General features: G+C 58.7%; 15 protein-coding genes and 1 pseudogene. 7 read left to right on the forward strand and 9 right to left on the reverse strand.

What is annotated here, in order from left to right; all coding sequences use genetic code 11:
- Positions 1–14 precede the first annotated feature (14 nt).
- Positions 15–2,516: a site-specific DNA-methyltransferase gene (locus WKB25_RS19360; protein WP_340572482.1), complete on the forward strand. Its 2,502-nt coding sequence runs from the start codon at positions 15–17 to the stop codon at positions 2,514–2,516.
- Complete coding sequence (locus WKB25_RS19365; protein ID WP_340572483.1) at positions 2,509–3,726, forward strand: hypothetical protein; 1,218 nt, start codon at positions 2,509–2,511, stop codon at positions 3,724–3,726. The genes WKB25_RS19360 and WKB25_RS19365 overlap by 8 nt, the downstream gene beginning before the upstream one ends.
- 987 nt (positions 3,727–4,713) lie before the next feature.
- On the opposite strand, the gene WKB25_RS19370 is transcribed toward WKB25_RS19365, so the two are convergent.
- The 4 genes from WKB25_RS19370 to WKB25_RS19385 form a co-directional block, all read right to left on the reverse strand.
- Entirely contained in the window at positions 4,714–5,103 is a 390-nt protein-coding gene (locus tag WKB25_RS19370; RefSeq protein ID WP_340572484.1) for a hypothetical protein, read from the reverse strand.
- A gap of 103 nt (positions 5,104–5,206) precedes the next feature.
- Positions 5,207–5,575: a hypothetical protein gene (locus tag WKB25_RS19375; RefSeq protein ID WP_340572486.1), complete on the reverse strand. Its 369-nt coding sequence runs from the start codon at positions 5,573–5,575 to the stop codon at positions 5,207–5,209.
- Between the two features lie 452 nt (positions 5,576–6,027).
- Positions 6,028–6,453 (reverse strand): TonB family protein, encoded by a 426-nt coding sequence (locus tag WKB25_RS19380; protein WP_340572488.1) that lies wholly within the window; start codon positions 6,451–6,453, stop codon positions 6,028–6,030.
- A gap of 91 nt (positions 6,454–6,544) precedes the next feature.
- Complete coding sequence (locus WKB25_RS19385; RefSeq protein WP_340572490.1) at positions 6,545–6,754, reverse strand: hypothetical protein; 210 nt, start codon at positions 6,752–6,754, stop codon at positions 6,545–6,547.
- Between the two features lie 199 nt (positions 6,755–6,953).
- Here WKB25_RS19385 and WKB25_RS19390 point away from each other — a divergent pair, with 199 nt between their 5' ends.
- Complete coding sequence (locus WKB25_RS19390) at positions 6,954–7,595, forward strand: DUF1629 domain-containing protein (protein ID WP_340572491.1); 642 nt, start codon at positions 6,954–6,956, stop codon at positions 7,593–7,595.
- Positions 7,596–7,671: 76 nt separating this feature from the next.
- Here WKB25_RS19390 and WKB25_RS19395 read toward each other — a convergent pair.
- A pseudogene (locus WKB25_RS19395) lies at positions 7,672–7,871 on the reverse strand (hypothetical protein).
- Between the two features lie 221 nt (positions 7,872–8,092).
- On the opposite strand from WKB25_RS19395, the gene WKB25_RS19400 reads away from it, so the two are divergent.
- Together WKB25_RS19400 and WKB25_RS19405 are read left to right on the forward strand one after the other, a co-directional pair.
- The gene (locus WKB25_RS19400; RefSeq protein ID WP_340572492.1) at positions 8,093–8,731 is read left to right on the forward strand and encodes a DUF1629 domain-containing protein; all 639 of its coding nucleotides are present in this window, start codon (positions 8,093–8,095) and stop codon (positions 8,729–8,731) included.
- Positions 8,732–8,768: 37 nt separating this feature from the next.
- Positions 8,769–12,173, forward strand: coding sequence for an XVIPCD domain-containing protein (locus WKB25_RS19405; protein WP_340572493.1), 3,405 nt, complete (start codon positions 8,769–8,771; stop codon positions 12,171–12,173).
- A gap of 232 nt (positions 12,174–12,405) precedes the next feature.
- Here WKB25_RS19405 and WKB25_RS19410 read toward each other — a convergent pair whose 3' ends face one another.
- The 4 genes from WKB25_RS19410 to WKB25_RS19425 all read right to left on the reverse strand — a co-directional run bounded on the left by WKB25_RS19410 (position 12,406) and on the right by WKB25_RS19425 (position 17,493).
- Positions 12,406–13,953 (reverse strand): DUF2357 domain-containing protein, encoded by a 1,548-nt coding sequence (locus tag WKB25_RS19410; protein WP_340572494.1) that lies wholly within the window; start codon positions 13,951–13,953, stop codon positions 12,406–12,408.
- A gap of 4 nt (positions 13,954–13,957) precedes the next feature.
- A complete protein-coding gene (locus WKB25_RS19415; protein WP_340572495.1) occupies positions 13,958–16,351 on the reverse strand; it encodes a hypothetical protein in 2,394 nt (797 codons plus the stop codon).
- A gap of 78 nt (positions 16,352–16,429) precedes the next feature.
- Positions 16,430–16,696 (reverse strand): hypothetical protein, encoded by a 267-nt coding sequence (locus WKB25_RS19420; protein ID WP_340572496.1) that lies wholly within the window; start codon positions 16,694–16,696, stop codon positions 16,430–16,432.
- Between the two features lie 455 nt (positions 16,697–17,151).
- Positions 17,152–17,493, reverse strand: a complete 342-nt coding sequence (locus WKB25_RS19425) for a hypothetical protein (RefSeq protein WP_340572497.1) — start codon at positions 17,491–17,493, stop codon at positions 17,152–17,154.
- 493 nt (positions 17,494–17,986) lie between these two features.
- Between WKB25_RS19425 and WKB25_RS19430 the strand changes: the two genes are divergently transcribed.
- On the forward strand, positions 17,987–18,913 hold the full coding sequence (locus WKB25_RS19430; protein WP_340572498.1) for an XVIPCD domain-containing protein: 927 nt from the start codon (positions 17,987–17,989) through the stop codon (positions 18,911–18,913).
- Positions 18,910–19,545 (forward strand): hypothetical protein, encoded by a 636-nt coding sequence (locus WKB25_RS19435; RefSeq protein WP_340572499.1) that lies wholly within the window; start codon positions 18,910–18,912, stop codon positions 19,543–19,545. The genes WKB25_RS19430 and WKB25_RS19435 overlap by 4 nt, the downstream gene beginning before the upstream one ends.

The following is a 19,545-nucleotide window of genomic DNA, read 5'->3' on the forward strand; positions in this document are numbered from 1 at the left end:
AGAACTAAATTGAAATGAAGAGTAGTAACCCGCCCGAGCTTGGTCTGCTGGATCGACTTGCGAGCTACACGAATGTGGGGGACGCGGAGGGGCATCCGATCCACAACCTCCATCCTTATCCAGCCAAGTACATCCCCAAGCTTCCGCGGGAGGTCATTGCTGAACATGTCAATGAGCGCCATCGAGTGCTCGATCCCTTCTGTGGCAGCGGAACCACTTTGGTCGAAGCGGCACTTCAAGGCGTTCGGAGCGTTGGCGTTGATTCAAATCCGGTGGCGGCGATGATCTCGCGAGCGAAGACTACCTCGCTAAACGCAGATGAAATTATTACTGCAGAACGCATGCTGCAACGTGTAGCCGAAGCTCGAGTTAAGGGAGTGGCGGGTCGACTTAGAGTTCCAGAATTTCCTCGCATCGACCATTGGTTCCAAAAAAACGTTCAGCGCGAACTTTCGTGGATATTCTCGGAGGTCAATAAGGTCGATAGTGAAAATTTGAGGGGATTTCTTAGGAGCGTTGCTTCTAGTATTGTTACATCAGTTTCTAATCAAGATTCAGAGACTAGGTATACAGCCGTCTGTAAATCCATCGAAGATGGCTTCGTTCTTCAGCGGTTTGAGCGAAAGCTTAGAAAGTCGATAATCGTTGCGTCCGAATGGGCTTCGCTGGGATTGAAGTCAGATCGAACCCCTGAAGTGATAAATTCTTCCATCTCTTCACTAACGGACGCGACTCTAGGGGACAATTCCATTGATCTCATAGTGACCTCGCCACCCTACCCTAATAGTTTTGACTATTACCTGTATCACAAGATGCGAATGGTTTGGCTGGGTTTTAGCTTTTCTGATGCGCAGTCAGATGAAATTGGTTCTAGGTACGAACACTCGAGCAAGCGAGCACCGATCGATACATTCATTGCTCGTATGAGACCGGTGATGTCTCAGCTTTCTCGCGTTCTTAAGCCATCAAAGCTGGCTTATTTGTTCGTCGGGGATTCGGTTATTAATGGATCCTTCGTCAATATGAGCGAGCTGTATGCGGACTTGGCAAAAGATTCCGGATTCAAGTTCGTTGATGAGCGTTCATACGGCTTGAACTTGGTCTCGAGGTCCTTTAAGGACACGCGTGAATCAGCGGGAGCTTCTGCTAAACAAAAAAAGATGCAGCGAGTAGTTCTTCTTGAGTCAACAAAATCTTCCTCCGGTCGAAATGTGACGCGTCCGGCCGCGACTGTTGCGCCGACTGTTCCTGTAATCGAACTTTCAGAGACACCGCGCAATAAATCCGTTGTAGCCATTAGATCGGATGACTCGGATCGCCACGTTCACTCCTTAATTCCATATCCTTCAAAGTTCATTCCGGAGATCCCTCGTTGGGCTGTGAGGGAATATTCCAATGCGGGTGATACCGTACTTGATCCCTTCTCCGGGTCGGGTACGACCGCAGTAGAGGCAATGCTCCTTGGCCGAAATGCAGTATCGGTTGATATTTCGCCGTGGGCGTCCTTGCTTGCACGGGCGAAAACTACTGTCTGCGAAACGTCTGATCTGCTTCGTGCATCAGAATCTTTGCAGTCGGCACTAATCGCTGGGAAGCTTCCTGAAAATAAATTCAGGAGATTTGAGCTCGATGAATTTTGGTTTAATTTGGATCACATTAATCAGTTTTCATCTATAAGGGGGCTTATTGAGAGTAGCGTTGAGCCAGAATTGAGGGATTTTTTCCTCGTGTCGCTAGCTTCTACGATAAGGGCATTTAGCTATCAGGACCCGGCACAAATTAAGGTCAAGCGAGATGCAAAAAAGGTTGCAGCGGGGACTGCAAGTCCTGTCGAGCTATTTCTTCGTCGACTTCCGCAGCATGTAGAACGGCTTGCACGGTTCAACCAGCTCCTATCCAGTCGCCCGTCCCATCGGTCTGTGACCGAATCCGTCGGAGATTGGGCGAGCCGCGGGAAGATGGAGAAATACGACCTGGTCGTCACTTCACCTCCATATATCAATGCGATGAACTATGCAATGAGCTCACGCTATGAGTTGCTTCTTCTTGACTTGCTCGGAGGGACTGAAATTAATGAGCATCAGAAGGGCTACTATGGAACCGAGAGGGTGTATGCAAAGGATTACAAAAAAATATGGACGGTAGATAAGAATTGGTCATCTTCTGCCGAGCTAAATGATATTATTCGGCGCGTGTACGCAGGGGAGCCAAAGAGGTCGTACATCGTTTATGACTTCTTCGTAAAGATGAGGGCTGCTTTTCTAGGGATTTTGGAAAATCTCCGCCTTGGTGGGCACTTTGTGATCGTCACCGGGACTAATACTATTCGACAGGTTCCAATCGACACGCACCGTCTTCTTACAGAGATTGCTGTTGACCTTGGTTGCGAGCTGGTTGGCGAGTTCCACTACGAAATATTGCGCCAGCGGCTGAAAATTACTCGCCATGCGACTGCGGGAGTTATACCGCATGATGGCGTGGCTATTCTCAAATGGAATGGGGGGGGTAATGAATAAGGTGAAAGTTAAGCTACTTCATCACAAAGAGGCTTCTTGGGCTCACTATTTTCAGCGGTATACGTCGATTGCGACGCTTGAGGCTGCTGGACTAATCGAGGTGGAGATAGAAAGTCTTCCTCAGCAAAACTCATCGCGTTCATTTGCGTTCTTGCCAGAAAAGCTGCGTAGGCTTCTATTCTTTGCTAAGCCGGACTTGGTCGTCACGATCGATGATGGGCGTAGACCCATCACGCCAGTTTTCGCCCTTGATGTCACTGAGCACGTCGCTGCTAGGGATCATTGGATCCAGCGATTTCCCAATTTGGTTGGCTGCGCGCAAGAGGGTGTGCCGGGGGCATTTGTGGCGCCACGAGATATGGAGGCGCGAGAAAATTTCAAAGGAAAGACCGATCCGTTCTTCTTTTTTGCCTACGATCGCGTGATGGAAATTCACAGTACGCCGATGTACATCGCTGAATGGCCGTCAACGAATGGTGCTGATCTTGATGGAGATATGTATTGGCCAGACCTGCCACCATCCACGGCGGCTGGTATAAAGAAAGTATTCGAGTTCTTTGATCTTGTACTCGATGCCTCGATGAAAGGTGCTGACTTGCATGCTTTAAGCCGTGATCGACTCATCGTAGAACTAAGGCAGGAGCTACGATCCAGCGCGTATGCAAAGGTGCCGCAGGTAAAAGATTTTATGCGTTTGGCGGAAAATATGCCAAATAATAGGCTCTTAACGGGTGGTGAAATATCAGCATGGCTGAACACTAAGGGGCTGAAGTTGCCAACTTCTGTGCCTGATAGGATCGCGAAGCGATCTAGGAATCTAGTTTTCACCCCTGTTTTGCGTGGCACCCCTGCACAGAAGCGGGCCGCTTTACTCAAACGGATCCACCTGCGGGGAGGTGATCCATACACCCAGCAGCCGCTGGTCTTTGACTACTTGTTCTGCCGTCTCGGCCCGACCACAGTTGAACGCGATGCAAACTTGTTCATCGACCTAAGTGTATTGAAGTTCTCGGATTTCGCTTCCTACGTTTCAACTACTTGGAAGGGCTCTCCTCTGGGGGAAACTTCGCTGGCTAAGATTGGAAATGATCTTCCAATCTATACACTTCATTTGCGAGAGGGTATATCGCAGGTTGTAAAGAATTTTGTTCGCTTATACTCCTGGTCCGCAGATGTTATCGTCTTCGAAGATGGAGTTATCTACTTTTGAAGGATGAAAGCGAGTTGGTCGCCCTAGTGGCTGAGAAGTTCAAGTCGAATGGTTGGGTGGTAATCGTTTCCCGGCCTTCTCAGAATCGAATATACTTTATTGAATCGTCTGGACGGAGGAAGGCGCCGGACTTTATTGCACTAAAGCAGGGGAGGCTGTTCGTAGCTGAGGCCAAGTGCCGATCTGCAGATTTATTTTCTGCGGGGAGGGGAAGGCTTTCTGATGTCTCGTCACTTAGAGAGCTCGCTCTCGAGAGCGTTCGTATTCCTTTCCTTGGTAGGGTGGCTCGTCGGTTAGCGTCATTAAAGATCTGCCATGATGGAATTGAATCCATGGAACTTGGTCTGATTGCTGCTTCTAACCTTTCACGTCTGCACGCAGATGCAAGCGATGATTTAATGATAATTATTGCAGGCGCCGGGGTGGGGGTTGGCGCGAGCGCCCACTTTGATTGGTAGTGACTCGTATAATACTGTGGTGTGATATTTATAAAAAATGGGGCTGGAAGAGTGATGGCCAAATCTAGGTGCATCTTGTTGGACTTTCAATATGAGATGACAATTGCATAGAAAGTGTTGCGGTCGATAATAAGTTTTATCTCATATTAATTGCGGCCCGTGTCAATATTTGTAGGTGGAGTCGAATGGCGGTTCGACGAGATTTGCTTCGCGTCGTAGCGCTGCATCGTCGCGCTCTCGACCGAATTTGATCTCTTCCAACAAATTCAGCATTATGCGCACGTAGTTCATCTTGAGGGGGTGCCGAAAGTCGCATGCGCCGCGCTATCGATTTATATCCCGATGCGGTAGTCATAGGTTGGCAGTGACTTCGGGCTCTTCGCTAAAACGGCATGAGAAGCGAACTTTTGCGCACAGCGGAAAGTCGGCTTCAACCGTGAATTTCTCTTCCTTTCAAGAGGATGAGCGCACCTAAATGTGGGCCCAAAGAGAGGAGGTGTAGTTGGTATAAACACGTCCGGTACGGTTTTCATCCCAACTCGCCGCACTCATCTTCGCTATGGGTACGCTCGTTTCGGTACAACCCGCCGCTCCAATGCGAAAGCACCGGCATTAGACAGGGAGCTTCAATATCCCCGCCCGCATACAGCACAACCACAAGCTGCTCCAACGAGTTGTCCACCAGCATCACGTGCTTGCCGTCGCAACTGACCTCAAAGTACCTCTCTCCCGCGTACCGCGCGTGGAGTACTAGGTCCCGGCGCACAAGCCGAACGGCCTCCCCGCGCATGACAGCAAACTCAGCGTCGGACACCTTCCGAAACGTCCGCAGTTTCAAGCCAGCCTTGGGTAGATGACAGCTGGCGGTCGCCGCAGACAACACCGCCAGCAGCACGCTGCCATAGATCACAGCTCTCATTGGACGCCCTGCAGATAGGGGATGGACTAGAAAGGGAACGGCCGGCCAAGAAGAGCGCGTGGAGAGTCAGCAGCCGCACGACAGATGGCCAAGTCCAACTGGGCTACCCCCGCACCTGCAACCGCTCAGCCACCTGCGCAGTCAACGCCACACACGCCATCTTCAACCCTTCCATCACCCGATCCCCCAGGTACTCCTCGGGCGCGCCGTTCTGCCGCGTGCGTTCCGCAGCCAGCATCAACTCCGCCACCACGCGCAGACCAGCCAGGGCGCAGTCCGCATCCGCCAGCTCAAGGCAACGCCCAGGCAGTTGATGCCGTTCCGGCCAAGGCTGGCCGTCCGCAGCAGCACCGGTTCCGATGCGGCGCAGCGTGGCAACGAAGGTGTTGGGATCGACAGACGGTTCGCGCTCGGTTTCGGCGTTGTCCGGATCGTACTGCGCGTGCAGGGAACGGAAGTCCGATGTGTTCATGGCAATGCTCCGTACAGGACAGATAGCAGCGCCACCAGTAAAGGCGGCGGACGATGCGTGGTTCGAAAGCCGGACAGTAACCAAGCCGGTGGGTCCGAAGACCCCCACGCACCGCCCGCCATGGAACGCGAACGGATTGTCAGCCGGCGCCACGCAAAGGTGACGCCGGCTGACAAGCGTAAAACACATGGTTACTGAACGGGCTTTCGAACCCGCGCCACCCTTTTCCGGTGGCACGCCAAGAGATACCCGCGCAGCTGCCAAATGCCAAGAAGCTGCAGAACTGACGATTGCCAGTCCTGACGCTTTCGGGATTGTCGCACACGGTGTTAAGCCGGCAAGCGATTGCGCCGCAACGGTCTTGAGGGGCTTGGCGCTATTGGCCCCAAGCGCAGGATGCCCACAACCAGGCCCGCGGCGTAGGACCAATTGCGACAGCTTGGATCAGCGGTTCAGGCGGGCGGCGCCTCGACCGTGGGCACAAAGGTCAAACGCACCCGAACCCGCGCATGCCGCGCGACGCCCTCAACCACGACCGGTTCGAAGCGCCACTGGTCCACTGTGGTAAAGGCTGCACGATCGATTTCCCGCAGTCCGCTGGACCGCGCCACCATCACGTTGGAAACGTGGCCCAGCTCATCCAGTTGAGCAACCAACAGCACCACCATGGGAATCTGCAGCAAGGTATCGGGCGGCGTGGCAGGGGCCGTTGAATACACAACGGCAGGCGCCTGCTGCAGCTCGAAAGTGGGGTTGTCACCGCGCTCCACGAACACTTCGGTGGAAACCTGTGGGTCTGCCGCCATGGCCATGGCAGGTGTAGCGCCCAGCAGCATCAGAACAAGGTTCAGTGCCAGGGCGGTGTTCAAACGGGGCATGCGTGGTTTCCATTCCGGTGCGCTGCCAGCATAGCGGCCATGCCCTGGCATCGCTTGGCTTGAATGCCGGCGTGACGGACTGCTGCACGGTTCACACAGGCACGCCCGGCCGTGGCCACAGCGCATCGTCGCGCTCCAGGTCGTAGTCGCTGCCGAACGCCAGCGCTGCCTCGCGTGGTGGAAGATCTGCGTAGCAGCGCAGCAGGTACCCATCCATGCCGGCATCGCTATGGTCGATGGCGAACAGGTGGAGGAGCTCTTTGTCGAAGGCTTCGAGCCATGCGGGGTCGATCTTGGTCATGGTGATCCTCCAGTGTGGGAGGGGAGGATGGTTTGCCGCTGTCTCAAAGGACGCGAATTCACGCAGCATGTGCTTCTCAGCTATCACGGGGATTCGTTAGCGGAGATCGTGAGCTTGTCGTATTTACCCCGAAACAGCCATGCCAAAAGGGGTAAGCTCCATCAGCGATGTCATTGAAGGGAATCGAAGGACACAGCCAATGAAACGGAGTCCTATCCAAGGCCCTCAAGTAGGCCAGTTCTACCTGTTCGCGCCAGACCTTGAAAGCAACCGCGCTTTCCGTGGCGCCGAGTTTGAGAACCTGTCGGCGTTGCTTGATCCACCGCGCATTATCCTGCGCCCGGGCGATGGGGGTTTCCCGGCGCTCCGCGAGAAGCCGCGTATCATCCTCGATGCATCCAAGGGGCCTGAGCCACGTGACCTGGAGGGCGGCTTCAGTGGGTACTGGCTCGTCTCGGAACGACTGTGGCGGGTGATGAATTCCATGGATCCGCAGGCATTCGACTTTGTTGAATGTGATGTCCGCCTGGCTGATGGCACGCCTATGCCACGGCGCTTCCTGTGCGATGTGGTGCGTGAGCTGGACGCGATAGACGAGGAACGTTCAAGACTGGACATCGAGATCGATGAGGACTTCGTCAATGGGAAGTTCTATTCGATTGCAGGTGGGGCGAGTCTGGCAATTCGCTCTGAGTTGGTGCGAGATGCGCATGTCTTCCTGACTCCATTCAGCACCTTCGTGATCGCGAGCCGAGGGTTTGTTGATGCAGTCCATGCGGCGGGACTTGCCACGAATCCCAGAGACAGCGGTATCTCCTTCGTGGACGCTGCGGCAATCTGACCTTTGCGAGCAGACGATTGATGCAATCCAGCTCCGGCGCGCCGGACTGCTGCACGGTTCACGTCAGCACGCCCGGCTATCGCCACAGCGCATCGTCGCGCTCCGGGTCGTAGTCGCTGCCGAACGGCAGTGCCGCCTCGCGCGGGGGAGAGGGGCCGCGTAGCAGCCCCGCAGGTACTCATCCATGCCGCCACCGCCATGGTCGACGGCGAACAGGTAGGGAAGCTCCTTGTCGAGGGCTACCAGCCATGTGGCGTCTATCCTGATCCTGATCATCCTCCAAAGAGCGAGGATGACTGCGGTGCGTCTCATAGAATGGGACGGGTGCTCAACATGTAATGGACTGCGTTGTCATCTGATTGCCGGCCGCTGCAGACCGAGTTAAAGGGCGACATGTCCATTCAGCATGCATCCTTGGATTGTGAGTATTTGATCCGCGACCGGTGACCGGTAAGCTGTGGCCTAATGCAGGACTCAGAATGAGATGGAGATAGCGCATGGATTCGACCTTGGCTAGCCACCCTCAGAAGGGGGAGTTCTTTCTCCTTGAGGCGGGTGCAATCAGCGGCCCTGCCTGCGGGGTCGTCTTCGAGAATCTGGATCGCCTGTTGTCTCCTCCCCGTATGATCCTGCTGCCGGAGGAGGGTGGCATTCCGCCACTTCGCGAGGTTCCACGATTGGCTTTCAACCCCGCCGTGGGCGCTCCTCCCCGGGATCTGGAGGCAGGGTTCAGTGGCTATTGGCTTGTCTCCGAACGGCTGCACGATGTCATGGCTGCCGCTGATCCCAGCGCCTTCGCCTTCGCGGACGTCGATTATCGTCTTGAGGATGGCAGCCAAGGTGCCCGCCACTACCTGTGTACCGTGACACGGGTAATCGATGCGCTGGATGAGGGGGCTTCGAAGCTCTTCATCGATACGAGCGAGGATTTCATAAATGGAAAATTCTACGACCTGAGTGGCGGTGCCAGCGTTACGTTTGATCGCAGCAAGCTGGCGGCGGCACATGCCTTCAAGACGCCCTATACGGGAACGGTTTTCTGCGATCGTACCTTCAAGGATGCGGTAGCGGCGGCCGGTATCGCGACGGACAGTGACGCCGACGGCATGTGGTTTATTGACGCCTCGGACATCTAGCTGACCAGAAGTCGCTGAGCAGGAAGGAGCCTGATTGATGCCTCGCAATGGACCTGTTTTCCAAGATCACCACGCCATCGAGCAGCGCACGCTGGAGCGCAGTCCGTTGCTGAAGGGGCTGGCCAACGCCGGATACTTCGATATCCATGCGCCAGAGAACCGAATATTTCTTCCCGCAGATCCGGCGTTTGCACAGACGTTGGGCATCACACCACATAGCGGCGGACCGATTGCGGACTACCAGATAGGGCTTCAGCAGCGTCTACGGCGGCTGGAGCAGACCGCTGATGGAGCAAGCGCGCTTAACGGCGATCCTGCCGCACAGGCCAGGATCGTCGGTCGCGTAGAGGCACTGCGTGATACGGTGCGAGTCGGCTTGATCAATGGTGATCTCTACACCAATGCGCCGCTCGGTCTTCGAGCCAACGACATCCGGCCACAGGTTCAGAGCTTCTTCTTCAACGAGGCTGGCTACGGTCAAGCCAATGTTGCACAGCTTCAGCAACTGAAGAGCTTCGCTCCGATAGATAGTGGCTGGGCGGGAGTAACCCACTCGGAACACCGCGTCATAGCCACCCTTCAGCACGTGCAGACGGTTCCTAATCCACTTACACGTGGTGGAGGAGTGGAGCTCCAGCGACATGGGCTCTCCCAGGCGATCTCGAATGCCCATCAGGTTGGTCGCCTGAGCTTTTCGCCGGAGGGAATCGTGATTGTCGAGAACACGTTGGGCACAGGGGCGGCAGCGCCCCTGCGCGTGCCCCGTGCTCAGCAGGGCTTCGCAACCGTTGGGGCACTGTTGGGCGAAGCGTCCTCCAGCCAACTGATCCGCTCCGGCGGTCTGCTCGCCTCCGGCGCCGATGCCGTCATCACCGCCCGCCGCACCTCGCAGCTGCTGGAAGAAGGCAACGGCACCGCCGCCCAGTCCGAGCTCACCCACGCCCTGGCGCGCAACGGCGGTGGCTGGATCGGCGGCATGGCCACCGCATCGGTGATTGGCACCTCCAGTTTCGTCCCTGCGGCCCTCGTCGCGGGCGATGCGCTGCTGATGAGCAAGGCCTTCGACAAGGGCGCCGATCTGCTCGACAACCGTGCCGTCTACCGGCAGACCGACAAGGCCGGCGTCACGTGGCAGTTCAATGGCCGCAACTGGGACCGCCAGGCGACCATGGACAGCGCGGGCGATGGCCTGGGCAACCCGGCTGAGCGCAGCGTGGGTGCCAGTTACGAGAAGGCCCGCGAGCTGGGCGCATACGCCCATGTAAAAGCGGTAGAGCTGGCGCTGGGCAAGGCACCGCCACCGCAGGATCCTTTCAGCATCCCGGCGAAGGACGGCGAGGGCCGTCTGGACAATCCCAACTGGCACCGCGACGCGCAGACCGAGCAGTGGACGCGACAGGTCAAGGTGGGCGTATCCGGCGTAAACGACCGGGGTGTCTACGAGACGCAGACCGCCAGCCCCGAGCGCGCCAACGAGTTGAATCGCGAGGCGGTGCAACGTATCGAGAACAACATCGCCCATGGCAGGACCGCCATCGCCGCCAGCTACCTGGAGACCCGCGCCGCCACCCGCGCCAGCGACTTCGTGCCGCTGGTGCCGGAAGCGGTGGAGCAGGCCCGCGCCAGCAGCGATGCCGTTCGTGGCTCGGACAACCAGCTCTACCAACGCGATGAGGCTGGCCAATGGACGCACGCCGGGCAAACAGCGCAAGGCAATATGGCGCTGGAGCTGGAACTGACCCGCACGATCCAGCAACCATCGCTCGAGCGGTTCAACGAGACCATCGCTGCGTTGGAGGCGCGGCCGCTGCCTTCCGCTGCGGAGATGAACCAGAACGAGCTGCGGCACAGCTACTACTCTGCGGGCATCGCGCTTACCCCCGTGTGGGAGCAGGCGATCGAACTGGCCACCACGCGCACTCGCGAGCAGCACGGCATCACTGGCCCGACGATGCAGGAGCTTGGGCCGTCCGTTGCAGGTAACGCAGGCGAATCAAGGCCCATCACCCATTACCAGGTGGGGCAGGATGGGGTGGCGCGGGCGGTGGCGACCACCACGACAGTAGAGCTGCAGGCGGCGTGGAGCGAGGTTCGTGCACGCGCTGCCGAACAGGCGCCCGTGCCGGAATCGCCGGAGTTGCGCATCGCGGCGCTATCCGCCCGCGAGCGGGAGGCGTACCAACAGGCCTTGCAGGAAGCCAACCGCCAAGGCGCCGCGACGGTGGATGCCGGGCAGGTGGCACGTGCGGCCGCCCAGCATGTCCAGAACGACGCATCTGCGCCCTCCGACGCCCGTGAGGCGGTGGCCGATGCGCAACGCGAGGAAGCGCTGCATCGCCCGCCTGCAGCGACTGAGCCGGTGGCTGCTACGCCATCGCCGGTGGTAGTGCCGGCGTCAGTCCCTGAACCTGAAACACCTGAGCGCGTGCGACATGCCGAGCAGCGTGAACAACCACCGCGACGCGAGCCAGAGGTACAGACGCCGCCGCTCGAGCCGGAGCCGCGCGTGGCGGACGTTCCACTGCCGGCGCAGAACGCCACTTCTGCGGTGGCGCCAGCGGTGGCCGCTGAGCCCCTTAAGCAGGAAGCGTCAGGGCAGGGGGCTTCGCACGAGGCAGTAGTGGACGCCACCCCGACCCGTGCGGCAGAGCCGCTCACCGCTACGCACGTTTCCGAACAGGCTGTCGAAATCCCTGACGTTTCGTCGCTCAACAGCGCAATACAGCCATTGGAGCCGAGGCCCGAGCCAGTGCCGGAACAGGCGCCACTGGTCGCGGAGCACTCATCGCCCGCCGAGCCGGTCGAACTGAGGACGCCGGACCCTGAAGCGCAAATGCAGTCACCTGCTGCGCACGCCAACCCTCACGCGGAGTCCGAGCGGCCGGACCTGTTACCGCAGGAGAGCAAGCTCGACTCATCCATCGAGCCGGTGGCAGAGCCCGCGCGGCACCAAGCCGACGTCTCGGTGCCCGATGTCGACGACGCGCCGCTCCCGCGTGATCCGCGGAGCGACCCGACCCAGCCGGGCCATCCGGATCACGCGCTGTACCAGCAGATACGCGAGGGCGTGGAAGCGCTGGATGCCCGCCACGGGCGTAGCTTCGACGAAGTGAGCGAACGGGTGACCGCGAGCCTGCTGGTGCTGGCCAAGGACAACGACCTGGAGCGTGTGGATCATGTTCTGGTGAGCAATGCGACCAGGGAGCATCCCGCAGGACACACGCTGTTCGTGGTGCAGGGAGAGCCGAGTGATCCGGCGCATCATCGCGCGGCCACGCCTACCGAACTGGCGGCGCAGACATCGGTGGAAGAGTCGATGCAGCAGTTCGATGCGGTCAGTCGCGAGGCAAGCCAGCGTGCCATTGCCAACCAGATGGAGCAGCAGCTGGAGGATCAGCGCGTGCAGCAGGATATCCAGATTCGTGCGGCCAGTATGGGGTGATTCTGTGAGTGATCAGCGCTTTGTGCTGACACGCCTTATCGAGATTCCCGCGTGGCCACAGCGCATCATTGCGCTCCAGGTCGTAGGCTTTGCTGAATGCTCCGTTGAATCGTGTGACGACAAGTCCGCGTGGCAACGGCAGTTCACTCAAAACCCCAAGCAATCAAGCGTCGGCTGGTTCTGCAGCTGCCAGGAAGTAAAGGTTGTAGCCCAGTGCTTTATCCTTGGCGGTCTACGCTGGATTCATCCATCTTTCCAGCATCGCTCGCAGTTCAGAAGGATCCTGATCAGGCGAAAGTACATGAATGCCGGTGCGGTGACTGGTGTGAAACGCCGCATCCTCGAGCCATGAAGCTCCACCAGCGCGCGGTACCAGCAGCAAAGAGCAGTCGGGGCGCTGGCCTTTCCATCGGAGTGCGTCTTGGTAAATGTGTGCGGATCTCATCGCGTCCAGCACACCCTGCCGCGAGGTGCGGTACTTGGCATCCAATACCAGCATCCTTCGTTCTGGTCCGATCTCAGCTGTTACCACGATGTCAGGCTTCAACTGAAGCGACACGCTACTCATGCCGAAATTGGGCTGTCCTGCCGATTGGAAGGTTCGCTGCAGCAACACTTCCACCCGCACACTTTCAGCAGAGCCAATGTGCCGGACTACATCCACTGTGGCGCTTCGCTGACACGTCCACGTCAGCTCGGGGAAAAGAGACTGAATCGCCTGCACCACTTGCACGAAGCACCAGCGCTCGTAGATCTCCCAGGTTGGGCTGATCCACAGTGACTCATCTCGATCCAGCCCAGCCACACCTGGGCGAAGCGCTGCCCATCCCAGTCGGTAGGCCCTTGCGTAGTCGGGGTTGGCTGAGATCGCGGTTAGTCCCGATGCGTTGATCTCTGTCTGCGTGGCCGCTGCGTAGGGGAGACGCTTCGCCAAGCTGCGCAGCCGCGCGGAGAAGGCCTCGAGAAACATCAGTTTTCTACCCACGCGAGCGCCTAGGGGGGTTCGGGTGTTCTCGGCCTTCTCGCTTTGCGCTATCCGTAGAAGGGCTTCCGCCAGATTGCCGCAGCGCAACCGCAGTGCGGCCAACGAACTGGCCAATGCGCGGTTCGCCGGATTGTCCAGATCCTCGTAGGAATGCACGACCTCCATGGACGGGAGACTCGCGCCGTGCAGAGGCGCCCGCCGAAGTAAAGCGCCGACGTCTGGATGCCGCATCATCTGTCGCGCAGATGTGGCATCAATGCGCTTGACCTGATGAAAGGGAATCCGGCGGCGCTCGTGCCTAAGCCGGGTGAGGGGGTGCTCTGTGATTGCGCTGAACGCAGCAAGTACCGCGTCGGCGTGGCGCCGCAGCCGAGCGTACTGCAGCAACAGCGTTGTTACATCGCCAGCGACGCCGATTGAGGATTGTGCGGCCTCGGTTCCAAGGACGAGCGCGGGGTCAAATGCGTAAAGGTCATCCAACATGCTCTGGAACAGGTCGGATCCCAGCTTTCTTTCGTCTGGTGCAACGTCAAGATGGTAAATGGCCAGCCGGCGACCGACCCGGTCCACAAGCTCCACAGACACCCGACCGGCGTAGAATCCGGGTCGCCACTGCAGCATCGGCCCGCTGCTGGTACTGATGGTCTCCAGCAACGCCTCGTCGATATAGAGCGAGGCGTTTGCCGGCAGCGCCTGGAATCGGTAGATCCCCAACTCGCGGAAGCCACTGCAGACGGCGTCGGGTATCAGGTGGTACTCAGTCTGTGATTGGTCGATGCAGGTCAGCGTCGTCATCGCATCAGCGCCAAAATCGCGCGCTTCCCTGTTCGCGCAGGTCGACACAGAGCTCCCGTGCCTTGCTGGCGGATTTGCTCAACGAATGGTTCTCCAGAACTCCTGCGACTGCATCGAAGGCGTCCCGCAGTCGTTTGGTGTCTTCTCCCCGCAGCTTGGGCAGAATCTTTGCATAGACAGAGTGGTCCAAGGCCTCCGCCGCAGTAAGAACTCCCCCTTCCACGCCCGCTTCAACGTAGCCCAGGACATCGGCAATCGTGCGCCAGCCGAAGTGCAGTCGAACGGCACGCAGCGGCGTCATCAATGCGTTCAAAACAGCCTTTACCTGAGCCAGTGCTTCTGCGCTCAGCGCCGAGGAAGTCCAGCCGGGATAGTCGTTTACATTAATGTCCCAGAACTCGATGACCGCGCTGCGGTCCAGCACTTTATCGCTCAGACCATGGGTCGTCTCGTCCATGTTCACTGTTCCGATGATGACCAGGTTGGACGGATAGTCGATGTGTCCGGGGACGTCGCCGACTTCATCGCCAAGCGCATGCAGTTCAACGGCATCGCCGCTCTCCATGGCCGACAGCAGCGGTGCCAGATACTGCTCTGGATGGGATAGGTTCATCTCATCCAGCAGCACGACGTAGGGACGGTCGGGGTCTGCGATCGCGCGCAGCAGGAATTCCAGAAAACCGGTCCGCATGTAGACATCGGTGTCGATCGGGTTGACATAGCCGAGCAGGCTGCTGGGATCATGCCACCCCGGCTGCACGGCGACGATGTGGTATCCGCGCTGTCCGGTCTCCAACTCAGTCACGCCAGCCCACAGTGCTTTGGCGTAGCCCAGGGCGAGCTGGGTCTTGCCGGCGCCGCTCAGGCCGGTCAACACGGCGAAGTGGCGGCGGGGGTGTCTCCGGTTCCAGAGCCCTGCGTGCAACTGCGCAATCAGGCTTGCGTCGAACGCGAGATCAGCGGGGAACGCTGCCCTGATCTCGCCGAGCGTGGGAAGGCTTGACCACAGATCCTCAACTTCATCGGCAGGCGTGTCTGTCCGTGATTCGCCTGCATCCTTGACCACCGGGGGCAGTTCGCCAGGCGTCCAGTGGATACGGGATGCCCATTCACGGCCCCGCTGCGTCAGATGCAACACCTTCCCGGCATCCAGCTCGGCCAGCTCTATTCCCTTGATCCAGTTGATGAGCGCTGTCGGGGCGTAGTTGCTGGTCCAGCCGGGATTGACCTTCTGCAGGCGGCTGATGGCTTGCTTCTGTGGCAGGGGAGTCTGATTGAGCATGTACAGAAGATTGTCGAATCCCAGGATCTGGGTGAGCAGCCAGTCGGAAACTTCCTCCGTTTCTCCTGATTCCAGGAAAGCCTCGCCGCGCGGTGTCAGAAACAGATCATCGCCAGAGGATCGCAGTGCGCCCCATTCAGCGATCAGCGCGTTCAAGTTGGTACCCAGAGAATTGGTCGCCAGCTTCGGATTCACTGAGCGGATGTGCTCAAGGAAGTCCGCACGCTTGCGTCCTCCTTTTGCGAACTCCAGCATCGCAAGTACGCTTGCAACTGACCCGTTGATGGCGAGCATGCCCCGCCGGCGGCGTCCAGCGGGCAGCGGGTTGAGCCTTAAATCACCGGCGGATTCACTGGGAAGCTCTGTCGCCTCGCTCCCATTCTCCTGAACGTAGTGCACGTAAAGGACCCACGGAAGGGTCATGCGTTCCTCGCGACTGCGGAAGGCAACGCCAGCATCATCGAGTCGTTGCAGGATGCGCTGGTGTAGCTCCGTGCGGTGGTCAGAGCCAATGCTCAGTCCCAGCGCTCTGCCCAGGCTCTTGAGCTTCTGGTAATGCGCAACTGTGGTGAAGTGCTGCGGCCACAGCGAAGCGAACACGCGATACTGCTTCAGTCTGGGCTTGCGGAGAGTGAGCGCAACTACCAGCGCGCTCACTTCCTCCCACGCAGCACCCAGCCAAGCGATACGCTCGCTGAGAGAGTCTGGCAGCTTAGCTTGCTTGAGCGACCAGAGCTTCTCAGCAATTGCATTATCGGAAATGACTGCAGACACATCGATGTGACCCTGCCCAGTAGCGGCGATGGTCTGGACTTCCCACAGTTGGTGCTGGAAGTCCTGCCCCACGAACGTGTCATGGTTGGCGGCTTCAACATGGATGAGCCAATCGGCCACGCGCGAGATCCAGCTATCCAAGCTGTGTCCATTTCGATGCAGCTCCAGTGCTCTGGCGCTCGCTTCCCTCAGTCCCGCGTCATCAATCAGATCAAAGACCATCGCGGCCATCCCCTTGGTAAGTCTAAGAAAAGTCAAAAAAACTACTGCCTGTGCAAGGTCATGCCCGCAGCAGACGGGCGTACTCCGCGTCGAGGTACTCATCAACAGCGTCGTGATCAAGGCTGCCTGCGGCAATAAGCGCCTTCGTCTCGGTCAATGAGATGCATCCGAACCGGACCCATGCCACCATGTTCCCTCTTAGCAAGAAGCCAATGATGTCACCGCCAGGGGCTTGCCCATCGGTGGTCGGTAGATGACCTGCTCGCCTGTGAAAAACAGTCCTTCTTTGGCGTTGCCGAGCAGGGTGTCGTCGTATACCGCGACGACATTGCCAGGCCTTCCCGCATAACCAAATGCCCCGATGGCGTTGTTTAGCTTCTTTTCTTCGATGTTTGGCGCGATGTAAATCCGCTTCGTGGAGATATCCACAAGGCGTTCCCGAAAGAATGCTTTGATGTTGCCCATGCAAGCCCCTGTCGCAACGGATGATCTATCTGGCAGAGTGCTCATCCGGGCGGGGAGAGCAGCCCTAGCCTCGACCTCCTCAAGAGTGTGACGCGATCCTCATCTTTAGAACATCAGATTTGTCTGAAGGGTTGTCAGGATAGACCTGACACCTACATCGCATCCTAGCTGGGGATTACGGAGATCTCGCGATCTGCCCATTCGCATTGAATGCGACTGGGCCCCTGGACGCGGGTGTCGTCGCCCTGCTGCTCGCTCTGCATCGCCAGTGCGCGCTTCCGTATGTTCCTCGAAACTCGTCGCGCTATCGGGGCCCGAACCTGGTGACTTCAGATAGCCGATCAGCTCGTCCATCTGCTGGGGACAGATGACGCTGTTGTCCCCCATGTTCGTCGACACGGAGAACGTCGTCCTGGCATAGTCATCGAAGATGAACCTAGCCATGATGATCCTCCTCAGACTTGGTGGGCGTGGATGAACGCGCTGGCGAGGATGATCACGCCGTCGTCAAGGATTGGAGTGCCTTCTGGGATCGGTACGGCAACTCGTGTCAAGGCATCTGCACGGGTGAAAGCTACATAGCGCAGATCTTCCAGGTTGCCCGTCTGTACAGCGAACGAATTTACAAGACCCTGTGCAAGGCTCTGAACGAACGCGAATGATTCGTCTGAGCTGCCGAGTGAGTCTTTGAGCTTGAGCATGTCTTCGAGGACCCAGTCAGGGCCAAGATCTAGCGTGTAACGTCGTTCACGGCCTCCGTTCGTACTGATGAGAGCTTCCTTGCCAAACAATCCCATGGCCCCCACAGTCATTCCGTTGCGGCGGAACGTGTACTGGTACTCAATGCCTACGCTGCCACCTGACTGAGCATCCGGAAGCATCCTGGGTCGCAGGATGGAGATTCCGCTCTTCTGATCTACGGCGGACTTCTCTAAAGGAGTGTCCGAGGGCTTGGACGTTCCGCGTCTGCATAGCCGCTTGCGTGATCTTGAGCCAATAACGACAGTGGTCCTGGTCTGAAAGCCTGGTCCACTCAAGCGTTCATGCAACGGCAGCAGTGTCGGCAGCCTCATGATGAGGCCCATAAGCAAGTCCATTGCTTCACATGCGCCAACTATACGAGGCGTCCCTGCTGTACTCCACACCCCAGCTCGCGGACGCCCTGGAATGCACGCTGGTTCACACATTCAGCAAACCACCGCCACCCCGGCCCGGGCTCTCCACCTGCCCGCGAACCCACCTATGCGATCATCCGGCCAGGACCGCAGTACCCAACAAGGCTGAGCAGGCATGGAGCAAGCAACACGCTACACGGTAACCCTCTTTCTAGCCGCGCCCGGCACCCCGCTGAACAGCGGCGGCAGCTCACCGCGTGGCCACATGTATTTCCAGACCGCCGCCGGTGAAGAAGTACACAGCTACGGCTTCGCACCGCCGCGCCTGCCGCCCGGTGAGGCCGCTGCCGGTGTGCAGTACGCCGAGGTCGCACACGATGATGCCGACGAGCACCGCGACCCGTATTACAGCCGCACCCTGGAAATCAGCGAGGAGCACTACGGCTGCCTGCGCGATTTCGCCGAGGAGCCGGCCGAGTTCGGCTTCGATGTCGATCGCCCGGCCACCATCAACCGCTGCAGCGATTTCGTCTGGGCCGCGCTGCACTATGCCGGCCTGCATTCGCAGCCGGCACCGCTGGACGGCGGCAGCAATCTGGGCGAGTTCGCGGTGTTGTTCAACCTGCCGGAAATCCAGTGCATTGCCGCACCGTTCCCGGCCAGCGAGCTGAATGGCGAACAGCATCACCCGATGCCCGAACGCGAGGCCGAGCTGCACCGCGAGGGCGGTCGTCCGAGCCACGAGCCGCCGCCCAGCCCGATGGAAGTGGCCGGTACGCTGCTGGACCCCTCGCACCCCGACCACCGGCTGTTCGCGCAGCTGATCCAGAAGGTGGCCGAACTGGACGCCGCCCACGGCCGCACCTTCGACGACACCAGCCAGCGCATCAGCGCCAGCCTGCTGGTGCTGGCCAAGCAGAACAACCTCTCCCGCGTGGACCACGTGCTGCTCAGCCGGCCGACGAAGAGCAGCCATGAGGCGGAGAGCATTTTCATCGTGCAGGGTGACCGCGATGACCCTGGGCATCGTCGCGCGAGCATCGCTACGGAGGTGGCGGCGCAGACCGATGTGGCTGATTCGCTGCGGTTGAAGGAGCAGTGATCGTGCAATTGCAGCGGGTGCTGGTGATCTTGGTTGTGCTGGGCGTGCTGGCGGCGTGCCGTGCATCTTCAGCGCCTGAGGTTGCGCCCACGCTTCTGACGCCAGCGCAGGCCGAAGCCCGCACCGTGGTGCCGTTCACACGGGCAGTGCAGTTGCAGAAGGCCGGGCGGGTTGCCGAGGTCACTTTCGACCTGCCCGCGCCTCAAAAGCCCGCCATTCCGATCCTGAACGTCGGGCTGCGGCTGCAGGACACCGACGCACACCGGCTGCTGGATGCGTCGGAGAAGATCACACTGGGGAGGTTGCCAACGCGGCTGCACTTGGAGCGGATTGATGGTAGCGCGCTTGGCCCTGTACAGCTCTGGCAGCGCACCCGCGATGGGCGTGACTCGCAGAAGATCCCAGATGATGGCGTGGTGACGGACCTGACGACGGGGAGTGTTGATATCAACAGTCTTGCCGAGGCGGGGTTGTACTCTGAAGAGGTGCTCTATCGCACGCTGCAGTTGGCGCAGGTCGGGGGAATTGCGCCTGGGCGCTACGTTCTGGTGGTAGATATTGTTGAGGATCGACCCCAGCTGGAAGGCTTGAAAGCAGAATTGCTCGTTGGCTACCAATCACTAGGAAAGTAG

Source organism: Stenotrophomonas sp. G106K1 (genome assembly GCF_037969685.1).
In the GTDB taxonomy this organism is placed as follows: domain Bacteria; phylum Pseudomonadota; class Gammaproteobacteria; order Xanthomonadales; family Xanthomonadaceae; genus Stenotrophomonas; species Stenotrophomonas lactitubi.

Excerpts from the sequence above, each read along its gene's own strand:
- WKB25_RS19390 (WP_340572491.1), top strand. The coding sequence starts at position 6,954 with ATGAAACGGAGTCCTATCCAAGGCCCTCAAGTAGGCCAGTTCTACCTG.
- WKB25_RS19400 (WP_340572492.1), top strand. The coding sequence starts at position 8,093 with ATGGATTCGACCTTGGCTAGCCACCCTCAGAAGGGGGAGTTCTTTCTC.
- WKB25_RS19420 (WP_340572496.1), bottom strand. The coding sequence starts at position 16,696 with ATGGGCAACATCAAAGCATTCTTTCGGGAACGCCTTGTGGATATCTCC.
- WKB25_RS19365 (WP_340572483.1), top strand. The coding sequence starts at position 2,509 with ATGAATAAGGTGAAAGTTAAGCTACTTCATCACAAAGAGGCTTCTTGG.
- WKB25_RS19375 (WP_340572486.1), bottom strand. The coding sequence starts at position 5,575 with ATGAACACATCGGACTTCCGTTCCCTGCACGCGCAGTACGATCCGGAC.
- WKB25_RS19410 (WP_340572494.1), bottom strand. The coding sequence starts at position 13,953 with ATGACGACGCTGACCTGCATCGACCAATCACAGACTGAGTACCACCTG.
- WKB25_RS19380 (WP_340572488.1), bottom strand. The coding sequence starts at position 6,453 with ATGCCCCGTTTGAACACCGCCCTGGCACTGAACCTTGTTCTGATGCTG.
- WKB25_RS19370 (WP_340572484.1), bottom strand. The coding sequence starts at position 5,103 with ATGAGAGCTGTGATCTATGGCAGCGTGCTGCTGGCGGTGTTGTCTGCG.
- WKB25_RS19430 (WP_340572498.1), top strand. The coding sequence starts at position 17,987 with ATGGAGCAAGCAACACGCTACACGGTAACCCTCTTTCTAGCCGCGCCC.
- WKB25_RS19425 (WP_340572497.1), bottom strand. The coding sequence starts at position 17,493 with ATGGGATTGTTTGGCAAGGAAGCTCTCATCAGTACGAACGGAGGCCGT.
- WKB25_RS19360 (WP_340572482.1), top strand. The coding sequence starts at position 15 with ATGAAGAGTAGTAACCCGCCCGAGCTTGGTCTGCTGGATCGACTTGCG.
- WKB25_RS19405 (WP_340572493.1), top strand. The coding sequence starts at position 8,769 with ATGCCTCGCAATGGACCTGTTTTCCAAGATCACCACGCCATCGAGCAG.
- WKB25_RS19385 (WP_340572490.1), bottom strand. The coding sequence starts at position 6,754 with ATGACCAAGATCGACCCCGCATGGCTCGAAGCCTTCGACAAAGAGCTC.